This is a genomic window from Pelagibius sp. Alg239-R121 (genome assembly GCF_947331435.1).
Classification (GTDB): domain Bacteria; phylum Pseudomonadota; class Alphaproteobacteria; order Kiloniellales; family Kiloniellaceae; genus Denitrobaculum.
In genome coordinates, this window is record NZ_CAMZOF010000012.1 from 120,181 (window position 1) to 140,390 (window position 20,210).

The 20,210-nt window shown below is 58.6% G+C and carries 17 protein-coding genes; 4 read left to right on the forward strand and 13 right to left on the reverse strand.

Translation table 11 applies throughout. The annotated features are described in order from the left end of the window. Positions 1–278 precede the first annotated feature (278 nt). From QMZ18_RS31470 to QMZ18_RS31480, 3 genes are all read right to left on the reverse strand, one after another. Complete coding sequence (locus QMZ18_RS31470) at positions 279–776, reverse strand: fasciclin domain-containing protein (protein WP_282610393.1); 498 nt, start codon at positions 774–776, stop codon at positions 279–281. A gap of 196 nt (positions 777–972) precedes the next feature. Further along, positions 973–1,779: a VOC family protein gene (locus QMZ18_RS31475; RefSeq protein ID WP_282610394.1), complete on the reverse strand. Its 807-nt coding sequence runs from the start codon at positions 1,777–1,779 to the stop codon at positions 973–975. Between the two features lie 40 nt (positions 1,780–1,819). Beyond that, positions 1,820–2,500: a helix-turn-helix transcriptional regulator gene (locus QMZ18_RS31480; protein ID WP_282610395.1), complete on the reverse strand. Its 681-nt coding sequence runs from the start codon at positions 2,498–2,500 to the stop codon at positions 1,820–1,822. Between the two features lie 87 nt (positions 2,501–2,587). On the opposite strand from QMZ18_RS31480, the gene QMZ18_RS31485 reads away from it, so the two are divergent. Next, positions 2,588–3,229, forward strand: a complete 642-nt coding sequence (locus QMZ18_RS31485; RefSeq protein WP_282610396.1) for a LysE family translocator — start codon at positions 2,588–2,590, stop codon at positions 3,227–3,229. A 135-nt stretch (positions 3,230–3,364) separates the two neighbouring features. Here QMZ18_RS31485 and QMZ18_RS31490 read toward each other — a convergent pair whose 3' ends face one another. Then, positions 3,365–3,793: a nuclear transport factor 2 family protein gene (locus tag QMZ18_RS31490; protein WP_282610397.1), complete on the reverse strand. Its 429-nt coding sequence runs from the start codon at positions 3,791–3,793 to the stop codon at positions 3,365–3,367. Positions 3,794–4,039: 246 nt separating this feature from the next. Here QMZ18_RS31490 and QMZ18_RS31495 point away from each other — a divergent pair, with 246 nt between their 5' ends. Then, complete coding sequence (locus QMZ18_RS31495) at positions 4,040–5,719, forward strand: amidohydrolase (protein WP_282610398.1); 1,680 nt, start codon at positions 4,040–4,042, stop codon at positions 5,717–5,719. A gap of 79 nt (positions 5,720–5,798) precedes the next feature. On the opposite strand, the gene chrA is transcribed toward QMZ18_RS31495, so the two are convergent. The 5 genes from chrA to QMZ18_RS31520 form a co-directional block, all read right to left on the reverse strand. Beyond that, positions 5,799–7,187: a chromate efflux transporter gene (gene chrA, locus QMZ18_RS31500; RefSeq protein WP_282610399.1), complete on the reverse strand. Its 1,389-nt coding sequence runs from the start codon at positions 7,185–7,187 to the stop codon at positions 5,799–5,801. Next, entirely contained in the window at positions 7,184–8,011 is an 828-nt protein-coding gene (locus QMZ18_RS31505; RefSeq protein WP_282610400.1) for a sulfurtransferase/chromate resistance protein, read from the reverse strand. Before QMZ18_RS31505 ends, chrA begins: the two co-directional genes overlap by 4 nt. 265 nt (positions 8,012–8,276) lie before the next feature. Beyond that, positions 8,277–8,756 (reverse strand): hypothetical protein, encoded by a 480-nt coding sequence (locus QMZ18_RS31510; RefSeq protein WP_282610401.1) that lies wholly within the window; start codon positions 8,754–8,756, stop codon positions 8,277–8,279. Positions 8,757–8,762: 6 nt separating this feature from the next. Beyond that, the gene (locus QMZ18_RS31515) at positions 8,763–9,695 is read right to left on the reverse strand and encodes a hypothetical protein (RefSeq protein WP_282610402.1); all 933 of its coding nucleotides are present in this window, start codon (positions 9,693–9,695) and stop codon (positions 8,763–8,765) included. Between the two features lie 3 nt (positions 9,696–9,698). Further along, on the reverse strand, positions 9,699–10,694 hold the full coding sequence (locus QMZ18_RS31520) for a hypothetical protein (RefSeq protein ID WP_282610403.1): 996 nt from the start codon (positions 10,692–10,694) through the stop codon (positions 9,699–9,701). 402 nt (positions 10,695–11,096) lie between these two features. Between QMZ18_RS31520 and QMZ18_RS31525 the strand changes: the two genes are divergently transcribed. After that, on the forward strand, positions 11,097–12,281 hold the full coding sequence (locus tag QMZ18_RS31525) for a serine hydrolase (protein WP_282610404.1): 1,185 nt from the start codon (positions 11,097–11,099) through the stop codon (positions 12,279–12,281). A 393-nt stretch (positions 12,282–12,674) separates the two neighbouring features. Here the strand turns inward: QMZ18_RS31525 and cobO are convergent, their stop codons facing one another. The 4 genes from cobO to cobU all read right to left on the reverse strand — a co-directional run bounded on the left by cobO (position 12,675) and on the right by cobU (position 18,940). Continuing rightward, positions 12,675–13,316 carry a cob(I)yrinic acid a,c-diamide adenosyltransferase gene (gene cobO / locus QMZ18_RS31530; protein WP_322097519.1) on the reverse strand — a complete coding sequence of 214 codons (642 nt, stop codon included), beginning with the start codon at positions 13,314–13,316 and terminating at the stop codon, positions 12,675–12,677. 23 nt (positions 13,317–13,339) lie between these two features. Beyond that, on the reverse strand, positions 13,340–17,155 hold the full coding sequence (gene cobN / locus QMZ18_RS31535) for a cobaltochelatase subunit CobN (protein ID WP_282610406.1): 3,816 nt from the start codon (positions 17,153–17,155) through the stop codon (positions 13,340–13,342). 82 nt (positions 17,156–17,237) lie between these two features. After that, positions 17,238–18,341, reverse strand: a complete 1,104-nt coding sequence (gene cobW, locus QMZ18_RS31540) for a cobalamin biosynthesis protein CobW (RefSeq protein WP_282610407.1) — start codon at positions 18,339–18,341, stop codon at positions 17,238–17,240. 47 nt (positions 18,342–18,388) lie between these two features. Continuing rightward, positions 18,389–18,940, reverse strand: coding sequence for a bifunctional adenosylcobinamide kinase/adenosylcobinamide-phosphate guanylyltransferase (gene cobU, locus QMZ18_RS31545; protein WP_282610408.1), 552 nt, complete (start codon positions 18,938–18,940; stop codon positions 18,389–18,391). A 482-nt stretch (positions 18,941–19,422) separates the two neighbouring features. On the opposite strand from cobU, the gene QMZ18_RS31550 reads away from it, so the two are divergent. Then, complete coding sequence (locus QMZ18_RS31550) at positions 19,423–20,118, forward strand: hypothetical protein (protein WP_282610409.1); 696 nt, start codon at positions 19,423–19,425, stop codon at positions 20,116–20,118. The last annotated feature ends 92 nt before the right edge of the window (positions 20,119–20,210 follow it).

Consider the following 20,210-nt stretch of genomic DNA (forward strand, 5'->3'; position numbering starts at 1 on the left):
CTGTTGATTCGATTACAGGTAGCGCCGAGACAACTGCGATACATTGATTGGAGCTTGCAGCTGTGCTCCAGGGAAAATGTGGCGAAAGCGCTGAGCTGAATCCGGTATCGGGCTGATCGAGAATAACAGGGCTTTCGCAAGGCCTGCGAGCCTGCCCGACAGGGGTATCCAATCGGCCATATCCTGCACACACCTGTTTGAACGATGATCTGAGTTCCAAACACAGAAGAGCCCCGCCGGTCTGGCGAGGCACTCCCTGGACAGGTCTTCGCCTGGAGCTATTTTGGAAGCAGCACCGTATCGATGACGTGAATAACGCCGTTCGTCGCATCGACATCCGCCGCAACCACTGTCGCATCATTCACTTTGACGCCATCGGTGGCGTCAACATCGAGCTCTCCGCCCTGCACCGAAGCGACTTCGGCCTTCTTGCCGGCGATGTCGGACGACATGATCTTCCCGGGCACAACGTGATAGGTCAAAATCGCCGCCAGCTGATCCTTGTTTTCCGGCTTCAGCAAGTTGTCGACGGTACCAGCCGGCAGTTTTGCGAAGGCTTCATCGGTTGGCGCGAAGACCGTAAAGGGGCCTTTGCTTTTCAGCGTATCGACCAAATCAGCGGCTTGGGCGGCGGCAACCAACGTATTGAATTGACCGGCATCAACGGCCGTATCGACAATATCCTTTTTGGCACTGGTTTCCTGATGACTCGCGCAAGCAGTCAACGCGAACGGGATAATCAAGACAAAGGTTTTCAGCATGCTGATAACACGCATTTTTAGCACTCCCCGATAATGTTTAGGTAATGCTTTGCTTTACGAGGGAGCTTTCTTCTTGGATCACTGTTTTTTACTTTTGTAGCCGATCGCGTTGACTGGCAATCCGGTTCGGCACGCACGAGGACAGCATTGCCGGCATCGGCCTTCTGATTCAGAGTCTATTGGTTACAAATGTAACTGTATTGGTGCCTGGCTATTCAGGATTACGGCAGACGGCCTGTAGCTTGTTCCCGACCGCATCGCGCAGATAAGCGGCATAGTAGTGTTGCGAATACTGCGGCCTAAGGCCCGGCGCACCGTCACAGACTCCGCCGTGCGCAAGCCCCGCCGCATGAAAACGATTGACCGCAGCCCGGCTCGGCGCCGCGAAAGCGGTGTGCGTGCCGTTGCCCCAGGTTGCGGGCCGACCATCGAAGGCCGGCTGCAGGTAAAGGACCGGCAGATCAAATCCGGTCAAGCCGAAGGCAGTGGACTCATCGTCGCCTTCTTCAGGCAGTTCTGCGATTCCCAACGCCGTGAGGATGGCCGAATAGAACGCCCGCTCGCGTTCAAGATCGGCGTGGCCGATCGTGATATGCGAGACGACATCGCCCGTCGATCCTGCCCGGCGCCCGGCCGTGTAACAAACCGCCTGTAGCTTGTTGCCGTCTGGGTCACGTACGTAGGCACCATAGTAGTCCTGGTCATAGTCGGGCCTGATTCCCGGCGCGCCTTCGTCGTAACCACCCGCGGCCATCGCAGCCGTATGAAACTGGTCGACTGTTTCCTTATCTGGCGCGTTGAAGGCAATATGAAAACCGTTGCTCCAGGTCGCCGGCAAACCGTCGAACGGCCTGCAGACGAAGAGGTGCGGATAACGCTGGTCGGCCGGGGCGAACATCAGGTAGCTGTCGTTGGGGTCTCCCGCGATCAGAGTCTGACAAAGGCTCGCCATCACGGCGTCATAGAAACGCTCGGAGCGCTTGAGGTCATTGCTGCCGAGTGTGAAATGGCTGAACACAGTTGGTTTCTCCCTGCAGGTTAATCGGTAAAAGGTCTCTTCAGATTGAGTACCACTCAACGAACGCCTTCTCGCCTGGTGGCGTGAACGACACAACGCGCGACTTGTCTTTTCGCTGAGCCCAGCCGTTTGCCAGCGCAAGGCTCAGAACGGCCGCACCGATACCACCGCCCAGATGGTGCCGCCGTTCGCTCCAATCGATGCATCGGCGGCAGAGTGGGCGCCTGCTTTTTGCGAGCTGCGTCAGATCGATTCCGCGGTCTGCAAGAACGCCATACCCTCTTTCCGTCAGATCCACCCTGTCATCCAACGACTTCAAAACACCCGCCTTGCTCCACCGCGCAAAAAGGTCAACGGCCAAATGTCCGGCGAGATGGTCATAGCAGGAACGCGCATGACGCATCGCTTCGTCCCTGGGTCCGGGACGCGTGCGCATGTGACCGACCCGTGCCGCGACGGTAACAAGCGCTTCAACGGCATGAGCGACATCCGGGTCGGCCAAACGGTAAAACCGGTGCCGCCCCTGCTTTTCGCACAAGGTCAGGCCTGCGGCATCCAACTTCGAAAGGTGCCCGCTCGCCGTCGCGGGCGTCACACCCGCTTCGCGCGCCAATTCGGTCGCCGTAAGTGCCATGCCGGACATCAGCGCCAACAGCATGTTCGCGCGCGCGGGCTCGCCGAAGCTGGCAGCGACTAACGCAATATCCGGTCCTTCTTTCATAATTCGCTCGTGACCAAAGTATTTAGCTCCACCACTGTGCTAACCTGCAGCTTGACGGTCAACCTTGAGGCCCAGGAGATATCCTATATGGACCCCTATTCACTTTACCTTCCCGGAATTCTGCTCGCCTACACCGCGTTTCTGCTCTCGATCATGAGCCCGGGGCCAAACATCCTCGCCATCATGGGAACTTCGATGAGCAGCGGACGCTCCTCGGGTCTTGCCCTTGCACTAGGCGTTTCCAGCGGCTCGCTCTGCTGGGCCCTCCTCACGGCGACCGGGCTTTCCGCGATCCTCGCCTCCTATGCCATCGCCTTGACGGCGATCAAAATCGCAGGCGGACTCTATCTTCTCTGGCTAGCCTACAAATCCTTTCGGGCCGCCGGGTCGCGCCATGACATCGAAGCGAAGACGCTGGAGGGAAAGAGCCTGACACCGCGCGGATACTTCCTACGTGGTCTGACGATCCAGATGACCAATCCGAAGGCCGCACTCGCCTGGATCGCGATCATCTCCCTCGGCCTGCAAGCCAATGCTCCGCTCTGGGTTGCAGCCGCCATTGTGATCGGTACGACCTTTTTCTCGGTCACGATCCACTGTATCTACGCGGTCGCTTTTTCGACCAAACCGATGGTGCGGATTTACAGCCGGGCGCGGCGCTGGATCCAGGGCTTTCTGGGCGCGTTCTTTGCCTTTGCCGGCCTCAAGCTCCTGACGACACGGACCTAGAGAGGCTTCACATGATTGGAGTAGATTCACCGAAACGACAGTTCGTCTAGAGCAATTCCGTCTAACCCGGATCTACTCTCGAAGCGGTCCCGTAATTTTCGAATCGCAACCGGTCTTCTACCCAAAGGTCTAAGTTCAGGCTGCGATCCGGCGGCGCAGGCCGCGGAGTACGGCCCCGATCACGGGGATTTTTTCATAAATCTGGCTCGCCGCGTCGTAGTGATCGACGTGCGCAGACACCTTGCCGTCTTCGCGGAACTCAATGACGCTCATACCTTCTATCTGCCAGACATCCGATTTACCGCGCGGCGTCAGTCTGAACTCCCAGTTCAGGTAAACGCGGTTGCCGGAAATGGCATGATCGAACACCTTGAAGCTGTGACCGTCGACATCTTCGAACATTTTTTCGAACACGCGCCGAACAGCTGCGACGCCATGTGCGTCGTTGAAGGGATCGCGAAATCGGGCATCTGAGGCGAAGATCTCGTCGAATTTGCCGAGGTCATCCGGGGTCAGATTTTCGAAGAAGGCAATATAGTCGGCAACGGCAGTTTCCGAGACCATTCGCGCGAATCTCCAATATTGCGTGTTCGACGACACGCGGAACCAGGTGACAGATACTATACGCTTCGAACAGGCCGCGTGGATCTGTCATTTGGGAATGACGCAAACTTGCCAAGAGAACGACAGCTCCATAACACCGCAGCGATTTTGAAGAGTTGCAAATCTGATTGTTGGACAAAAGCGAGAAAGCTCCTCAACCTGCCGGTCGTACCAAATCGAAACAATAGCGCAGCGAGACCGCTTTCCATGAGCACAGCCAGAATCTTATCCGCTGCCGCACTGCTTTTGACATCTACCCTGACTTCAGGCCCCGTCGTGGCCGGAGACGCCATGGTGCTGACCAACGCCCGGATCTATACGGTCGATGCCGAACGCTCGCGGGCCGAAGCAATGGCCATCGACGAGAGCGGTGTTATTCTTGCCGTCGGTTCCAATGAAGAGATTGTGGGCACCTACGGCACCGGCATTGATCTTAAGGACCGCATGGTTCTGCCTGGATTTCAAGACGCCCACCTGCACGCAGTCGAGGCTGGAATTACCGCGAATTTCTGCCTCCTGCCTCAGTTCGGATCCAAGGCGGACTACGAGCAAGCTCTGACCGACTGCGCGGATGAACTGTCGGACCGGTCGTGGGTGATCGGTGCGGGGGTCAATATGGCGGCTCTCTTGGACTCGCTTGAGGATCCTCTGGGATTGATCGACTCCATTATCGAGGACCGCCCTGCCGTCATCCTGGACGACCTCGGTCACGGCGCCTGGGCCAATACACAGGCTTTGGCGGCGGCCGGTTTCGATTCCCTGACGCAGGATCCTCGTGGCGGTATCCTGGTCCGGATGGAAGACGGCTCTCTAACGGGCGTTGTACTCGAAAGTGCATCTCAAACGCTGATGGATGTATCTCAACCTCCCACGCCCGAAAACCTCGATTTCGCACTCAAAAGCCTTTCCGGCGCTATGGAAATTCTGGCGGCGAACGGCATTACCAGCGTGAGCGATGCCGGCGGATACTGGCCGCGCGGGCATGAGACGGTATGGGAGCGTGCGGAAGCAGAGGAGATCCTGACGGTCCGCGCAAGCAACGCGCTTTATCTCTACCCCAACTTTCCTCTCGACCGGCAGATCAAGGAACTCAAGAAGCGTTATTCAAACGATCCGGCGCGGCTCGTCCGCTTCAACCAGGTCAAAATCTACCTCGACGGAATTCTATCCCAGGCCACGGGTCTGCTCTACGCTCCCTACGAGGCGTCTTTAGGGCTGGCGCCTGAGGAAAACCGGGGTTTTGCTTACTTCACCCATGAAGATCTTTTCCGCTATGCCACGGAACTTTCCGCCGCCGGTTTCCAGCTTCATTTTCACGCCACGGGTGACCGCGGCACCGGGCTGGCACTGGATACGATCGAACAGGCGGACGCCACGTCCGGTCCGCACAGGATCACGCATCTTTACATGATCGCGCCAAAGGACCGACCCCGTTTCAGGGACCTCGGCGTGGTTGCGGATTTTCAATTGGCCCCGAGCTCGGTCGGTTCCTCTTACCGAGAGTCGATCGCCGAATTCATTGGCGGACGTGCCGGCGATCTCATGCCGCTGCGGGCCCTCCATGACGCTGGCGCATTGATTACCCTGAGCAGCGACTGGGACGCCGACGAACTCTCTCCTTTGGTCAAACTACAAACCGTGTTGACCCGCGACCGCGAGGGCGCGCCGAACCTCGCGGCGGCCATCGAGATGATGACCATCAACCCGGCCCGACTACTTCGTCATGCAGATCGGACCGGGTCAATCGAGCCAGGTAAGTTCGCTGACCTCGTCATCCTGGACCGCGACCTCTTTGAAGTCTCTCCCGCCGAAATGTCGGAGGTGCAGATCGAGGCGACGCTATTGCAGGGCGAAGCCGTCTTCGACCCCACCGGTCTGCTAGAGTAGATCCGGATCAGACGGAATCACTCCGGGTGATCCGTCAATCCGGCAAACCTACCCTAACCCTATGAAACAGAGCGATTTCCTACAAACCGGCGCCGACCTTCAACAGCAACCCGGCGAGCGAGCAGAGCGAAAGAGTCTTGAGCACACCGAGCTTGAAGCGAAACAAAGCAACGCTTGCTATGAGAGCAATCACCAAGGCCGGTGCGTCGAGGCTTTGAAGAACCGGAAGGTCGAGCGACAGTCGACCCAGCTCGAGCGGCTGCATCTCCTTGAAGATCACCCGCAAGCCAAACCAGAGGGCAAGATTTGCGATCACACCGACCACAGCTGCCGTGATAGCCGCCAGCGCCCCGGCAAGAGCCCGTTTTTCCTGAAGCTGCTCGATCGCAGGCGCGCCAAGAAAGACGAAGGCAAAACAGGGCGCAAAGGTAACCCAGAGAGTGAGCAGCGAGGCCACTAGCCCGCCGGCGAGCCCCGACAGGCCTGAACCCGCCCCATATCCCGCCAAAAAGCCGACGAACTGCAGCACCAGGATCAACGGCCCCGGTGTGGTCTCCGCCAGTCCCAGCCCGGTCAGCATCTCGGCCGCCGACAGCCAGGCGTAACCCTCAACCGCCTCCTGGGCCACATAGGTCAAGACAGCATAGGCGCCGCCGAAGGTCACGACGGCCATCTTCGAAAAGAACCAGGCAACATCGCTATAGACACCCGCCAGAGGCAGCAATGCCGCGACTGGAACCAGCCAGACGGCAAGCGCGATCAGGCCGGCCCGCTTCGCGCTTTTCGCCAAGCCCTTGGCATAGCCGGGATCGGCCGCCATGACGGCATCGAGGATCGCCGGCGGCCCCTCCTTGGCATCACCATGGGACGCTCCGGAAAACAACGCCGGTGCACAGGCACCGACCAAAGCCGCCAGAAGGACCACCGCCGGGAAAGGCACTGAGAAGACAAAGAGCGCCGCGAAAGCCGCCGCCGCCAACACCCAGGGAACGCGGCCTTTCAGCGCCCGCCGTGCAACCCGCAGCAATGCCTCGAAAACAATGATCAGGACCGCGCACTTCAGGCCAAAGAACAACGCGGCCACCGCCGGCACGTCGCCCGCGATTACGAAGATCGCGGAGAGAGCCAGCATCACCAAAGCGCCGGGCACGATGAACAGCATTCCGGCGATCAATCCACCCTTCGCGCCGTGCAACAACCAGCCAAGATAGGTGGCCAGTTGCTGGGCCTCCGGACCGGGCAAAAGCGAGCAGAAGTTCAGGGCATGAAGAAAACGGCGGTCGCTGATCCATCGCCGCTCGTCGACCACCTCACGATGCAGCAGGGCAATCTGCCCGGCCGGCCCGCCGAAGGAAAGGCAGCCGATGCGCAACCAGACCTTCGTCGCCTCCGACTGACTTGGCAGCTGAGCCGATGCGCATTGGGGTGAAGCCTTCAAGCCGGCTTCACCGAGAGTTTGTTCGCTCATTGTGTACCTGCCGCAGACTTGGGCGCCGGCCAGTCGTGGGTTTCCTCCGTGGCGTCGCGACACCAGCGATAAAGCGCATCGTAGAGGACCATGGAGGCCGAAAGCTGTTCGGCGTCGTCACGGTACATCCGCGACAAGCCCAGGGAGGCTGCCAGGAGCCCAGCCGCTTCAGGCGCGAGTTCGGGACGTGCCGTATCCGCACCGCGTACAATCGCGGCCAGGCGCGAAAGAGTTTCGGATTGAAGGCCGAACTCCTTCAGCATGGTGTCGAAAGAGCAGTCTTCGCCCCGATGGCTCCAGAAGGCGCCCTCGATATCGAACGGCGCAGCGCCGAACTTTTCGGCGACCTGCTCCACCTCGGCAGGCGACACGAAGAGGAAGCTTGCATCGGGATCGACAAACCGCCGGATCAGCCAGGGGCAGGCAATACGGTCGATCTTCGGCCGGGCGCGGGTGACCCAGCGAGTCCGGCCTTTGCTGTCGCGTTCCGGAAGCTTTTCCTGCGCGATCGCGAGCTGCCCGGACTCAGCCCAGGCTTCGAAACCAAGTGCCAGGTTCTCAGCCTCAATGCCTTCGTTGCGCATCAGGGAGACGACACCCTGGCTGAGTTTTTTGCCCCGGTGGCAGACGATGATCACCTTCCGCCCTGCGTAGAGACCCATCCACTGGTCGAGATCCTGATAATTGCGCCGGCGGGAGCCGGGAATCAGCCGCGGGTCGAGCGCAAAGTCCTCGTCGATACGAATATCGACAATGGCCGGCGTGCTGGGCAGACCGATCAGGCGGGAAAGTTGATTTACGGTGATTTCAGTTGGAGACGTCACAACACGCCCTCCCTTCAAATTAAGGTTAAGGACGCGACTCTTGGGCTGACGCCTCACGGGGTGATCGCTAACCCCATGGCTATTGGGTAGCAACGAGGCGCCGGGCTGTCAACGGAGAACGCGAGGGATCTTCGAAGTTTCACACTTTGAACAAGCCTGTCGAACTCAATATTCCGGCGGCTAATCAATTGTTTCAGTGAAGAAATACAAACCTATGCCGATGTACGCCTACAGCAGTTTCACTTCCCCTTCGCTCCTAAAAGGTTCAATTCCTCTTACGCGCGCGGCGTAATTCCGGTAGGGGCGTAAACTTATAATCTTCAGGATTCATTTTCGAATCATAGGACGGCCCCATGGCTGAATATACTAACACCCTAGCTTCCATGCTGTTGCCATCGATTCGAAAGAAAGACGGTTCGCCGCGTTCAACCATGTCGACAAGATTCTTGAAAACCAGCCGGCCACCGTCTGGAAACCCTAAGACCATATCTTTATCCGCCAGCAATACCTCCGCTAACTCCGGATCAAAGTCGATTGCATAGACTGTCCCGGGCTCTGGCACCAACTCAACAGTTTGGCCAGGCACGGGTCGCTCAACATTGATTTCCGTACTGGAAACAGGAGGAGCGGCATAGTCTTGCGCAGCTAAATGCGGGGAGACGGCGAAGGAGAACAGCAACCCAGCGAGCATGAAGGTCCGGGCACCGAAGTTCAATACGGTTCGAAACAGAATTGGGCTATTCATAGCCATTCATCGCCGCGCGAGCATTGGCGCGATCTCCTTGATGAGTTGCAAGGTGTTGCCAATTGGGGTTGCTGGAGCCTTCTCAAACCCCAGCGCGGGCGTCATGGCCGCAACGAATTTTGCGAGATCTTCCTGGCCTGTTTGACGCAACAAAATAAGCGCATCTGCGTGCCCTCTGTAGACCGTCCCCAGGCTAACGAAATAGCGATAGATCGGCAGCAGAATCCGGATAAAAAAGAACACCAGCAATAGTGTCCCGAAGCGCGTGATATTGGTCTGTAGAATCTGAATCGTCTCTGGCGTTAGTGGGCCGGTCTCGCCATCAACAGATTTGGGTTGCTTGAGTAAAGCCTCAACATAAGCGAGATCAGCCAAAGACTCGCTTATCTCTTCGTTCAAAATAGTCTTTTCAGTGTCATCCCTAACCCAATTCTGGAATTCCTTCAGGATTTTAAGGTCCGCGGCGAGCGTTTCTCGGGCCACAGTCAATTCCTCAGGCGTCTCGAAAGACTCGAGCTTCGAGATAAAACCCGTTTGATCGTAAATCAGAAGCTTGCCTTGCACTAACTTGTATCGCCCCTTGGCTGCGTTAAGACGGCGTTCGACCTGCATCAGTTCGAGCGGCAACTTCTCTCCCACTTCAAACTGAAATTGATAAGGCCTTTGAACTTTTTGCAGGAAACCGATTTCAGACTCCAAACTTTGATTCCTCAACTCGGCACTTAGTAGATCGCCCGATTTTTTGCCGGAAATATCTCTGGCTGCGATGCCCGAGGCATACACGAAAACGAACGCCCCAAATCCAAGCAGGGCAAAGATCACCAAAAGGATGGAACCGGCCATTGAGAAGAGCAGCAGGGCTCGGCGTGTAAAGCGTGCAACGTAGGAACTGGAAATATCCCAGCCCGGCACCTCTCTCTGCTCCTCCGGCATTGACATCTTTTAACTCTTCTTCACTGCCGCGGTCTTGATCAACTCCTTGACCATCTCCGCACTTTGATCTTCGGGAGCGCCCGTGTCTTTGTCGAACGTCACCGTCGGCGTCAAAATGGATACTAACTTTTCAATATCTCGTCCCCCCGACGCGCGAACCAGTAGAAGGGCATCGGCGCGCGCATTGTAGTAAGCTGCAAGCCGGGCGTTATAACGGAAAATCGGCTGTAGTACCGCGATGAAAAAAAACACGACCAGCAGCGTTCCAAATCGAGTGATATTGGTCTGGATGAGATGGCCGGACGCCCCCGACGTTTGCGCTTTCTCGCTGGAACTGCCTCCGGTGATGTGATCGACGAACGATACGTCTTTACTGACCTCATTCTGCGCCAGAGCTCTTTTATGATGTCTTTGCAAGGTTTTGAGCTCACGCGTGGCAGTGTCGATTGCATGTTCGGCAACCATCACATCCGTTTTGAGTCCAATACCCATTTGTAATCGTTCGTCGAGGAATTGTTTGAAAAATAACATTCGACTGGCGAGGCGTTCCTTGTGCAAAATGGCGATACCCAGTTCCTCAGGATGCGCAATCCGCCCAGTAGGCAGTCCCTCTCCTTTTTCAGTGTAGCGTTGAAGCCGCCACTCGGTGATTGCCAAGCTTTGCTGCGCTTCAATCAAATCGGTCTCAACCTGGGCGACGTCAAGTATTGTTCGCCGGCCGAATCCGAACTGTTCTATGTAGCGGTCTCTTTTTTCCTCGAGTAGAATCACTTCCTCGTCCAGCGCGATCAGGGAGGTCTCCAGTCTTCTTCCGTAATCGAAACCGGCTTCAATATCTCTGTCGGCAATCGCAGGCGCTCTTAGGAATACGTACGCGCCAACACCCAATAAGATTGCGACGGCTAACAGGATCAAAGCGGCTGTGGCGCGCAGAAACAGCGCCCGCCGCTCAAAGCTTCGGATGAAATCGTCAGTAATGCCGCCAGCGCCTTGAGTCGATTCCATTCGGCTGCCGCCCCCGCCTACGCCGGCAGCTGCTCGGACTTGGAGTGAATCCGTCGCTTTGCAGCCTCGGCAATAATCAGAGGGTACTCGTCCCAAAAATTCTTATCAAGCATCGCGCCGGAGAGGTAACGCCCCTCTTCAACTTAAAGTCAAGGACGCGAGCCTTGGGCCGGCGCCTCGCCGTCGGATTTCCAACCCCATCTCCGGTAGCCATCAATCATGCCAATTGCGATTAACTGGGAAGCGGCTGAGTCTCGTTCTTGAATGAAGAAACCAAGGACAAGAATCATCTAAACGGCTATCGTTGAAACTACCGGCGAACCCTCACCTCCACAGCAGGCTCCCCGATACCAACACGGCGCTGTTTGCCCGCTTGTCGATTTGGAACGACGAAGGAAATTTATGCTGTCCATCCGCCTCGCCATCCGTTCTGCTGCAACTTTTCTACTTTTGTCGTGCTTGGGTGTCTCTGCTTTCGCGGCGCCCATAGACTACGACCGGCTAGACCGGCGACTGAACAGGCTGGCGCAAGATGCCGGCATCGTTGGTCTATCGGTTGCCGTTATCGAAAACGGCAAAATCGCTTTCGCTCAGGGTTACGGCAAAACGCGCGACGGCGGTGGCTCGATCACTGCCGATACAGTTTTTCGCTGGGCATCTCTTTCCAAGGGTGTAGCCGCGACATTGACTGCCAAGCTTGCAATTGAAGGATCGATGTCACTGACCGACAGCATCTCGACCTTCGACACCTCACTGCGCCTGCCCGGTGGCGCCGAACGCGAGGGCACGCTGGAAAACCTTCTGTCCCACATGATCGGCATTGTTCCCAATGCCTACGATCTTGCTCTGGAAGACGGACGCGATCCCGTAGAGATCCGGCGCAGCCTTGCCAAACTCCCAGCAGTCTGCCCCGTCGGTGACTGCTACAGCTATCAGAATATCGCCTTCGACGCCGTCTCCGAAGTGGTCGAAAAGGTCACCAGAAAATCCTACGCGGAGGCGCTCGCTAATGGCCTCTTTCACCCCCTGGGTATGACCAATGCGAGCGTCGGACGGGAAGCACTTCAGAGCTCTGCATCCTGGGCCGAACCGCACAGATACAGCCGCGGCGCGGCCTCGGCAAAGCGCCGCAAGGTGAAAGACGCCTACTACCGCATCCCGGCCGCCGGTGGCGTCAACGGCTCAATCCGCGATCTTGCTCTCTTCGCCCGTGCGCAGATGGGCCTTACGCCTGAGATCCTGCCGCCCGCTCTGCTGGAAAACCTCCACAGCGCCCGCGTCTATACCCGCAGTGAGCAATCGCGCATGAGCAGCAAGTACGGCGGCCACCTGCGTGATGCCCGTTATGCTCTGGGCTGGCGCGTCTACAAATACGGCGCCGCCGGTACACGGGTCGTTGGCCACCGCGGCGCCGTGGACGGCTATCGCTCGATGATTCTGTTCGACCCTGAACGCGACACGGGCGTTGTTGCGCTCTGGAATTCCAACTCCCGCCGTCCGTCGGCGATCCAGTTGGAGGTCATGGACATGGCCTACGGTTTGCCGACACGGGACTGGTTGAGGCTTGACGGCAAAGCGGGCCAATAGATTTGAGGGAACGGATTTGATGTCTTAAACCTGAGGCCAATCTTGATTAAAGCAAACAAGCACAAACGCACTCTTACCTGCTTTGTTAGCTCATTCTTTTCGGAAAAAGGGAATCAGGAAAACCAGGCACGCCACTAGAAAAAATGTGCTACCCACCAAGGCCCAGAAGTTACCGATGCTCGCGATCAGAAATCCGATTGCGGACAGAACGAAAAGGATCCAGCCCACGAAGTTGATTTGATGATTGGTCACTTCCGTCCCCGTCTACGCAAACACCTAACCCAGGATCGCAGGTTCTCAGAAACTTGTGAAGTCAGCACTCTGGCGCCGTCGAGACGAGCAAAAAAAGGCGGCGCTTCAGTAAGGTCACGCTGTAAGTTTATTCAGTGGGCCTTAAAACTCCACGCCCTTCTGTGCCTTCACGCCCTGTTCCCGGAAGGGGTGTTTGATCTGGGTCATCTCGGTGACCAGGTCGGCGACCTCAATGAGTTCCGGCTTGGCGTTGCGGCCGGTGACGATGACGTGAAGGTCTTCGGGGCGGTTGTCGAGGAATTCGACCACTTCTTCAAGCGGCAGGTAATCGTAGCGTAAGACGATGTTAAGTTCGTCCAGTAAGACCATGTCGTACTTGGGCTTTTCACCCTTGGACTTATCGACCCGGCAGGCCTCGATCATTTCCTTCGAAACTTCCCAGGCGCGCTTCGCGGCGGCAATGTCGCGGGCACGGTCCTGGGTGTCCCAGGTGAAGCCTTCGCCCATGGTGCGGATCTCGGTCAGATCGGGAAAGCGTTCCAGCACGACACGCTCTCCAGTCTCCCACTTGCCTTTGACGTATTGAACCACGCCGGTGCGCATACCGTTGCCGATGGCACGGGCAATCAGGCCAAAGGCCGCTGTCGACTTACCCTTGCCCTTGCCGGTGTGGACGATGAGCAGGCCCTTTTCCTCAGTCTTGGTGGACAGCATGCGATCGCGGGCAGCCTTGCGCTTACGGGCCTTTTCATTGGCGCGCTCGTTCAGTTCCGCCTCGGTCATTTCGCCTTTGGGCTTGTCGCTTGTCATTGTATCACCTCTTCTTCTTTTTCATGCCCGGCCAGCTCCCGCAATCTGGCTTGCGCCGAATTGGACTTTGCCCGCCACAGTCCCCGCTCCTGAGCTTCGATCATGCGTCCGGCAATCTCGCGCGCCGCCGCCGGGTTGTTCTGTTCCATAAACTCCAGCACCTCTGCGTCGCCCAGGTAGGCATCGTATACCGCATCGAAGTGATGGTCGGCCACCACCCGCGCGGTTGCCGCGAAAGCAAAGAGATAGTCGACGGTTGCGGCCATCTCGAAGGCGCCTTTGTAGCCATGGCGCATCACCCCGGCAATCCACTTGGGATTGACCACACGGGCGCGCACCACACGGGCGACCTCTTCCTCCAGGGTACGAATCTTCGGGCTTTCTGGGCGGGAATGGTCGTTGTGATAGACCTGCGGCTGCCGGCCGGAAAGGTGACGTACGGCGGCGGTCAGACCACCCTCGAACTGGTAATAGTCGTCGGAATCCAACAGATCGTGCTCTCGGTTATCCTGGTTATGCACCACCGTGTCGACCGCACGCAGGCGGGACTCAAAGAGACCGTGTGCGGCAGTACCGCCGCTGCCCGCGCCATAGGCATAGCCGCCCCAGGCCAGATAAGCCCGCGCCAGATCGCCCTCGTCCTCCCAGCCGCGCTCGTCAATCAATGCCTGCAAGCCCGCGCCATAAGCGCCTGGCTTGGAACCGAAAACCCGGTAGCCCGAGCGTTTGTCCGCGAGCTCCGCGGCGATGCCCTTTGAGATCAGTTCATCACGTTCCCGTCGGAAAGCCTCGGCCAGCGGATTCTTATCGGCGGGTTCATCCAGAGCGGCGACAGCACGCACGGCGGAATCGAACAAATCGATCTGCGCCGGGAAGGCGTCGCGGAAGAAACCTGAGACTCTGAGAGTCACATCAACGCGTGGACGGTCCAGAACAGACAAGGGTAAAATCTCGAACCCGGTCACCCGGCGCGAGGTCACTTCCCAGGTCGGACGCACGCCCAGCAGTGCAAGGCCCTGGGCGATGTCATCGCCGCCGGTGCGCATGTTCGCGGTGCCCCAGGCGGAGAGCGCGATCCGGCGTGGCCAGGCGCCCTGCTCCTGCCTGTGACGCTCGATCAGCAAGCAGGCGGATTTCCAGCCCAGATGCCAGGCTGCGGGTGTCGGCACCGTCCGGCTATCGAGTGAGTAGAAGTTTCGGCCCGTGGGAAGTACATCCAGGCGCCCGCGGGTCGGCGCACCGGAGGGACCCGGCGGCACAAAAGTGCCGTTCAGGCCTTTAAGAACACCGGCGATTTCGGCATCACCTGAATCGATGACTGAAGGTCGGACAGCGGTTGCAATGCTTCCCAGCACCCGAATGGTTTGCTGCCATTCCGATGCGGCTTTCCGCTCGCCTGAAACCAGCCCCTGTGCCAGGAGTTCAAGCCGCTCGACCGTATCGCCCTGACTGCGCCAAGAGCCATCACCGGTTAGGACCTCGGGCCGGGGACCGCTCCAGTCGGCGCCCATTTCGCAGTCCAGAGGGTCGAAGTTCTCGAAGCCCAGATCCGATGCGAGAGCCCGGATCAGAGAGGCATCGCCCTCCTTGCCCTCGCCACGCGGCAGACGGGTCAGTGCCACCAGCAGATCGGTGAGCTGCCGCCCCTCCGGCGCTTCGCCGAAGATGTGCAGGCCATCGCGGATCTGAAGTTCCTTCAATTCGCAGAGGTAGTTATCCAGCTTGCTTAAGGCCGCATCGGCATCGTCTGCCGCAACGATCCCGCAGTCCTTGTCGAGACCGATAGAGGCGCTGAGCTCGAGGATCTGTTCACGCAGAACCTTAAGACGACGCGGGTCGACGCCCGCGGCTTCATAGTACTCGTCGACCAGAAGTTCGAGGTCCGCCAGGGGACCGTAGGATTCCGCACGGGTCAGTGGCGGGGTCAGGTGATCGATGATGACCGCCTGGGCACGGCGTTTGGCCTGGGTGCCCTCGCCCGGGTCATTGACGATAAAGGGATAAAAGTGCGGCAAGGGCCCCAGAACCGCTTCGGGGAAGCAGCTCTCCGAAAGGGCCAGAGATTTGCCGGGCAGCCATTCCAGATTGCCGTGCTTGCCCATGTGAATGACCGCATGAACCTGCTCTACAATGCGCAGCCAGGCGTAGAACGCCAGATAGCCGTGCGGCGGCACGAGATCGGGATCGTGGTAGGTCGCGGTGGGATCGATGTTGTAGCCACGGGCAGGCTGCAGGCCGACGGTGACTTTGCCGCAACGAAAGAAAGAAAGCGCGAAACTACCCGAACTGGTTTCATTCGAAACAAAGAAGGGATCGTTCTCAGGCGCGCCCCAACGCTCCGTCACTGCTGCTTGAACAACACTTGGTAAACTGCTGAAAAATTTCAGATAGCGGCCGAGACTCAAGCTCACCAGAATAACGCGCCCATCAGTTGCGGCGTTCGTTGGGCCCTTGGCCAATTGTTCGACCAGGGCGTTCCCGTCGCTGGGAATGTCTTCAACGTCATAACCCGCCGCCGCCAGTGCGCGGAGCAGCACGACCGAACCCGCCGGGGTGTCGAGGCCGACCCCGTTGCCCATGCGTCCGTCCCGGTTCGGATAGTTGGCCAGAATGAGCGCAACCCGCCGTTCGGACGCCGGCGTGCGTTTCAGATCCAGCCATTTCGCCGCCAACGCCACGACGAAGTCGATGCGGTCCGCGACCGGCGCATAGGTGACGATGGAAGATTGTGTCGCTGGATCGAAGCGGGCTTCAGACTTAAAGGAGACGGCGCGAGAGAGGATGCGTCCATCAACTTCAGGCAGGGCCACGTTCATGGCGATGTCGCGAGCCGAGAGGCCGTTGGCGGACTCCCGCCAGGCGGCTTCGTTGCCGCCGGAGAAAACCACCTGCAGGATCGGACAGTCCAGGCCGTCGAAGGGTGTCTCACGCCGCTCGGCACCGGGGCTCGAAATTGCAAAGCCGGTGGCGTTGAGCACGATCTCGCTGCCGGCGTCCTCCAGCAGCTGGCGCAGGGTCTCGGCGGAGACGGCTTCCTTGAGGCTGGCGCAATAGACCGGCAGCGGATTGACGCCCTGTTGCTTCAGACCCACGATCAGGGCATCGACCGGCGCCAGGTTCGCGGCCTGCACGAGAGCGCGGTAGAAGACGATGGCGGCGACCGGGGCACCCTCGATCCAATCGCTTTTGAGGTCTTCAAGATCTGGCTGGTCATAACCCGGCCAATAAATGCCGGCGCGCAGCAGAGGACGCGGCTCGTTCCAGACCGGAAGTTTTCCGCCCTCCTCTTGCTCAGCCTCTTCCGGGCCGCCCTCTTCCAAGAGCGTCGCGGCGTAGAGCAGAAAGTTACGGGCGTTTTCCGGTCCGCCGTGAATGCAGTACTGCCAGAGCCGGTGACAGGCTTCGCCCCCCAGGGTCGAGTGGTCGGCGAGTTCCGCATCCGGCTGGTCGTCGCCGGGCAGCAACGCCAGGGGAATGCCACGCTCCGCGCAGGTCGCGCGCAGTTGCTCAACACCATAGGGCCAGTAGCCGACCCCGCCGAGCAGACGGACAATCACCAGCCTTGCGTTGGCGATCATCTCTTCGGCGTAGAGATCCACCGATAGATTGTGGCCGAGTTGCATGAGATTGGCGAGACGCAGGCTCGGACTGTCTCCAGGCGCTGCGTCGCTGATATGTCCATAGGCCAGCGAGAGGCTGGCCAGCTCGGTATCGGCCGCCGAGAGCACGATGATATCGCCGGGAGTTTGGCCAAGATCAACGGCTTCCGAGCCATCGGAGATGCCACCTGCCTGCGCTTGCAAAAGATGCATGTCAGCTCTCGCCCTTAACGCCGGTCTCAGCGACCGACTATCTCAGTCTTAGACCGCCAGGGCCGCGCCTCGGCGCGACCTCTTAACCTGCTAAAGCGGAGGCCGATTCACGCTCGGCTTCCTGTGAAGCCGAACGATCGGACTCCAGCGCCGTGCGGATCGCGTCGCTGTCCATATCCGCCTCGCCGATCACTACCAGCCGCGTGGACTGAATTTCCTCCGGCTGCCAGTCACGGTCGTAGTAATGTTGCAGGCGTCCGCCGACCCCCTGCAGGACCAGACGCATGTCCTTGCCCGCGACCTTGGCGAAACCCTTCACCCGTAGAATGCCGTGCTGGGCGATCACCGGCAGCAGGCGGTCGACCAGACCTTGCGGGTTTTCCACCTCACCCAGATCGACCGCGAAGGACATGAAGTCGTCGTGGTCGTGCTCGTGGCCGTCGTCGTGATGGCTGGGGCGGGAGTCCAGATCGGACTCCGCCGCCGCTTCCAGGCCCAGCAGGACCTTGGCATCGACCTTGCCGTAGGAGCTGCGTACGATCTTGACCTCGGGGCGCAGCTCGGCCTGCACGTCCTTGAGCACCCGGTCCAGATCGGGCTCGTTCAGCAGGTCGGTCTTGTTGATCACCACCATGTCAGCGCAGGAGATCTGCTCCTCGAAGAGCTCCTCCAGCGGGCTTTCGTGGTCCAGGGACTCGTCGGCTTTACGCTGCGCATCCACCGCCGCAGGGTCACTGGCGAAGAGGCCTTCTGCAACGGCAGGGCCGTCGATCACGGTAATGACGCCGTCCACTGTGACCTTGGTGCGGATCTCCGGCCAGTTGAAAGCCTTGACCAGCGGCTTGGGCAGCGCGAGGCCGGAGGTCTCGATGACGATGTGATCCGGCGGCTCGGCCCGGTTCAGCAGAGTCTCGATGGTCGGGATGAAGTCATCGGCAACGGTACAGCAGATACAGCCATTGGGCAGTTCCAGCACCGCGTCTTCCTCGCAGTTCTCGATGCCACAGCCCTTGACGATCTCGCCGTCCACGCCCAGATCGCCGAATTCGTTGATCACCAGGGCCAGACGTTTACCCCCACTGGTCTCCAGCAGGTTGCGGATGGTGCTGGTCTTGCCGGCGCCGAGGAAGCCGGTGATGACGGTAGCGGGAATTTTGCCCGAGGGCGCTTTGTTATCTTGCGACATGAATTTTGCTCACCAGTGCTTTGTTATTGTTTTAATTTTTTTCGTACTTATTGCGGCGCCTTCATGATCATGGGCAAGCCCGCGACCATGAAAACCACCGAATCCGCCGCCGCCGCAACTGCCTGATGCAGACGGCCGGCATGGTCGCGAAAGTCTCGCGCCAATTGGTGCATAGGCACAATCCCAAGACCGACTTCATTTGAAACAAAGACGACCGGGCCATTCTGACCCGGCAAGTTCGAAACCAGTCTATCGATCTCCGAATCGATGTCCCGCCCCTCGGCCATGAGGTTCGAGAGCCAGAGGGTCAGGCAGTCCACCAGGATCGGCCGATCGGCGCGCACTTCGCGTTTGAGAACACCGACCAGATCCAGTGGCTCTTCAATGGTCCGCCAGCGTTCGCCCCTGCGCGCCTTATGGGCGTCGATGCGCGCAGCCATCTCGGCATCGCGTTCAGCCTGCCCCACCGCGGTCGCGATATAGAGGCAATCGCCGCCTGCGGATTCAACAAGCTCTTCCGCATGCCGGCTCTTGCCCGAACGGGCACCGCCCAGGATCAAGGAGACGGCGGGTAGCAGAGTTTGCGGATTGGCAGGCACTGGAGTCCAAAGGCCTTTAAAGATGTGAGTTGGCGGCGAGTTTCCTTAGCCCGCCCAGCGCACGCAAGAACAATCTTCGCGGCTGCGAAAATCCTGCAATGTCAGCGGGTTCGCACAAGAGATCTCACAGCGCCCGCTTACGCATATCGCGTTTGACTGTCGTCTCAAGCCGATCCAAACGCGTTGTGCTCTGCAAACGCTGCCTCGGATCTGCCTATGGCTAAACCTGTTCCAGTGAACGCGACACACGCTAAAATGTGATCGGCCCGTGTCTGGCACTATGAGCGCCCCGGTCCCAATTCATTAACCACGAGGCTGCAACCCCGAAGGCCCCAGAGTTTTGGGTCCGGACAAATCGTTTAGCGTTTAGATCGACTCAAAATTCACTGCCTCTCAATCAGCATACAGCTGATTTCGAACGCAAATTTTGGGAGCTCGCAATTCAGGAAAAATGCTAAACGACACTAACGGGAGAGTGAACCATGTTGAAACGAACCGCTTTGACCACGCTGCAGATCTTCGCGATCCTGGCCGTGATCACCCTCGTACTGACCTCCGCCGCCCGCGCGGTCGGCTTGCAAAGCACCGGCTTCCAAAGTGCAGTGCTTGAGACGGGCGCGCTATCGGACGGCAAACAGGCTCTGGACGCCGGGATCGTGAAGGCCGGCTTCAAAAAGCGCCATGGCCATCGGGGCTACCGGCATCGGGGCTTCGGGCACAAGAAGTTCGGCTTCAGAAAGTTTGGGCATAAGCGCAAGTTTGGGCACCGCAAATTTAAGCATCGCAGCTATAAGCATAGGCGTTACGGACACCGAAGCTATAAACATAGAAGTTACGGGCATCGGAGCTACGGGCACGGAAACTTTCGGTTCAAGAAATACGGTTTCAAGAAATATGGCCACAAGCACCACGGTTATAAGAAGTACTCCCACAAGGGTTATGGCTACAAAAAGCTGAGCGGCGGCAAGTTCGACTATGGTTCGAGCAGCTACAAAGCCACGGGTCCCAAACACCACGGCCATAACTTTCGCAATGGCAACAGCCAGAAAAAGTTCGCCGTCAAGGTCCTCCCGCGCCGAAAGCCTGCTGTGAAGAAATTCAATTACGGCAGCAGCCAGTTCAAGCACAAGGTCCCGAAACACCGCGGGCATGACTTTAGGAACGAGCCGACGCATTGATTAGCGGGTGGCGTTCAAAGGTCCTTAGAAGCCAAGCATCTGCTCCAAATTGCGAGCCTAAGAGAACTAAATACTTACTCCCGAGCTATTCA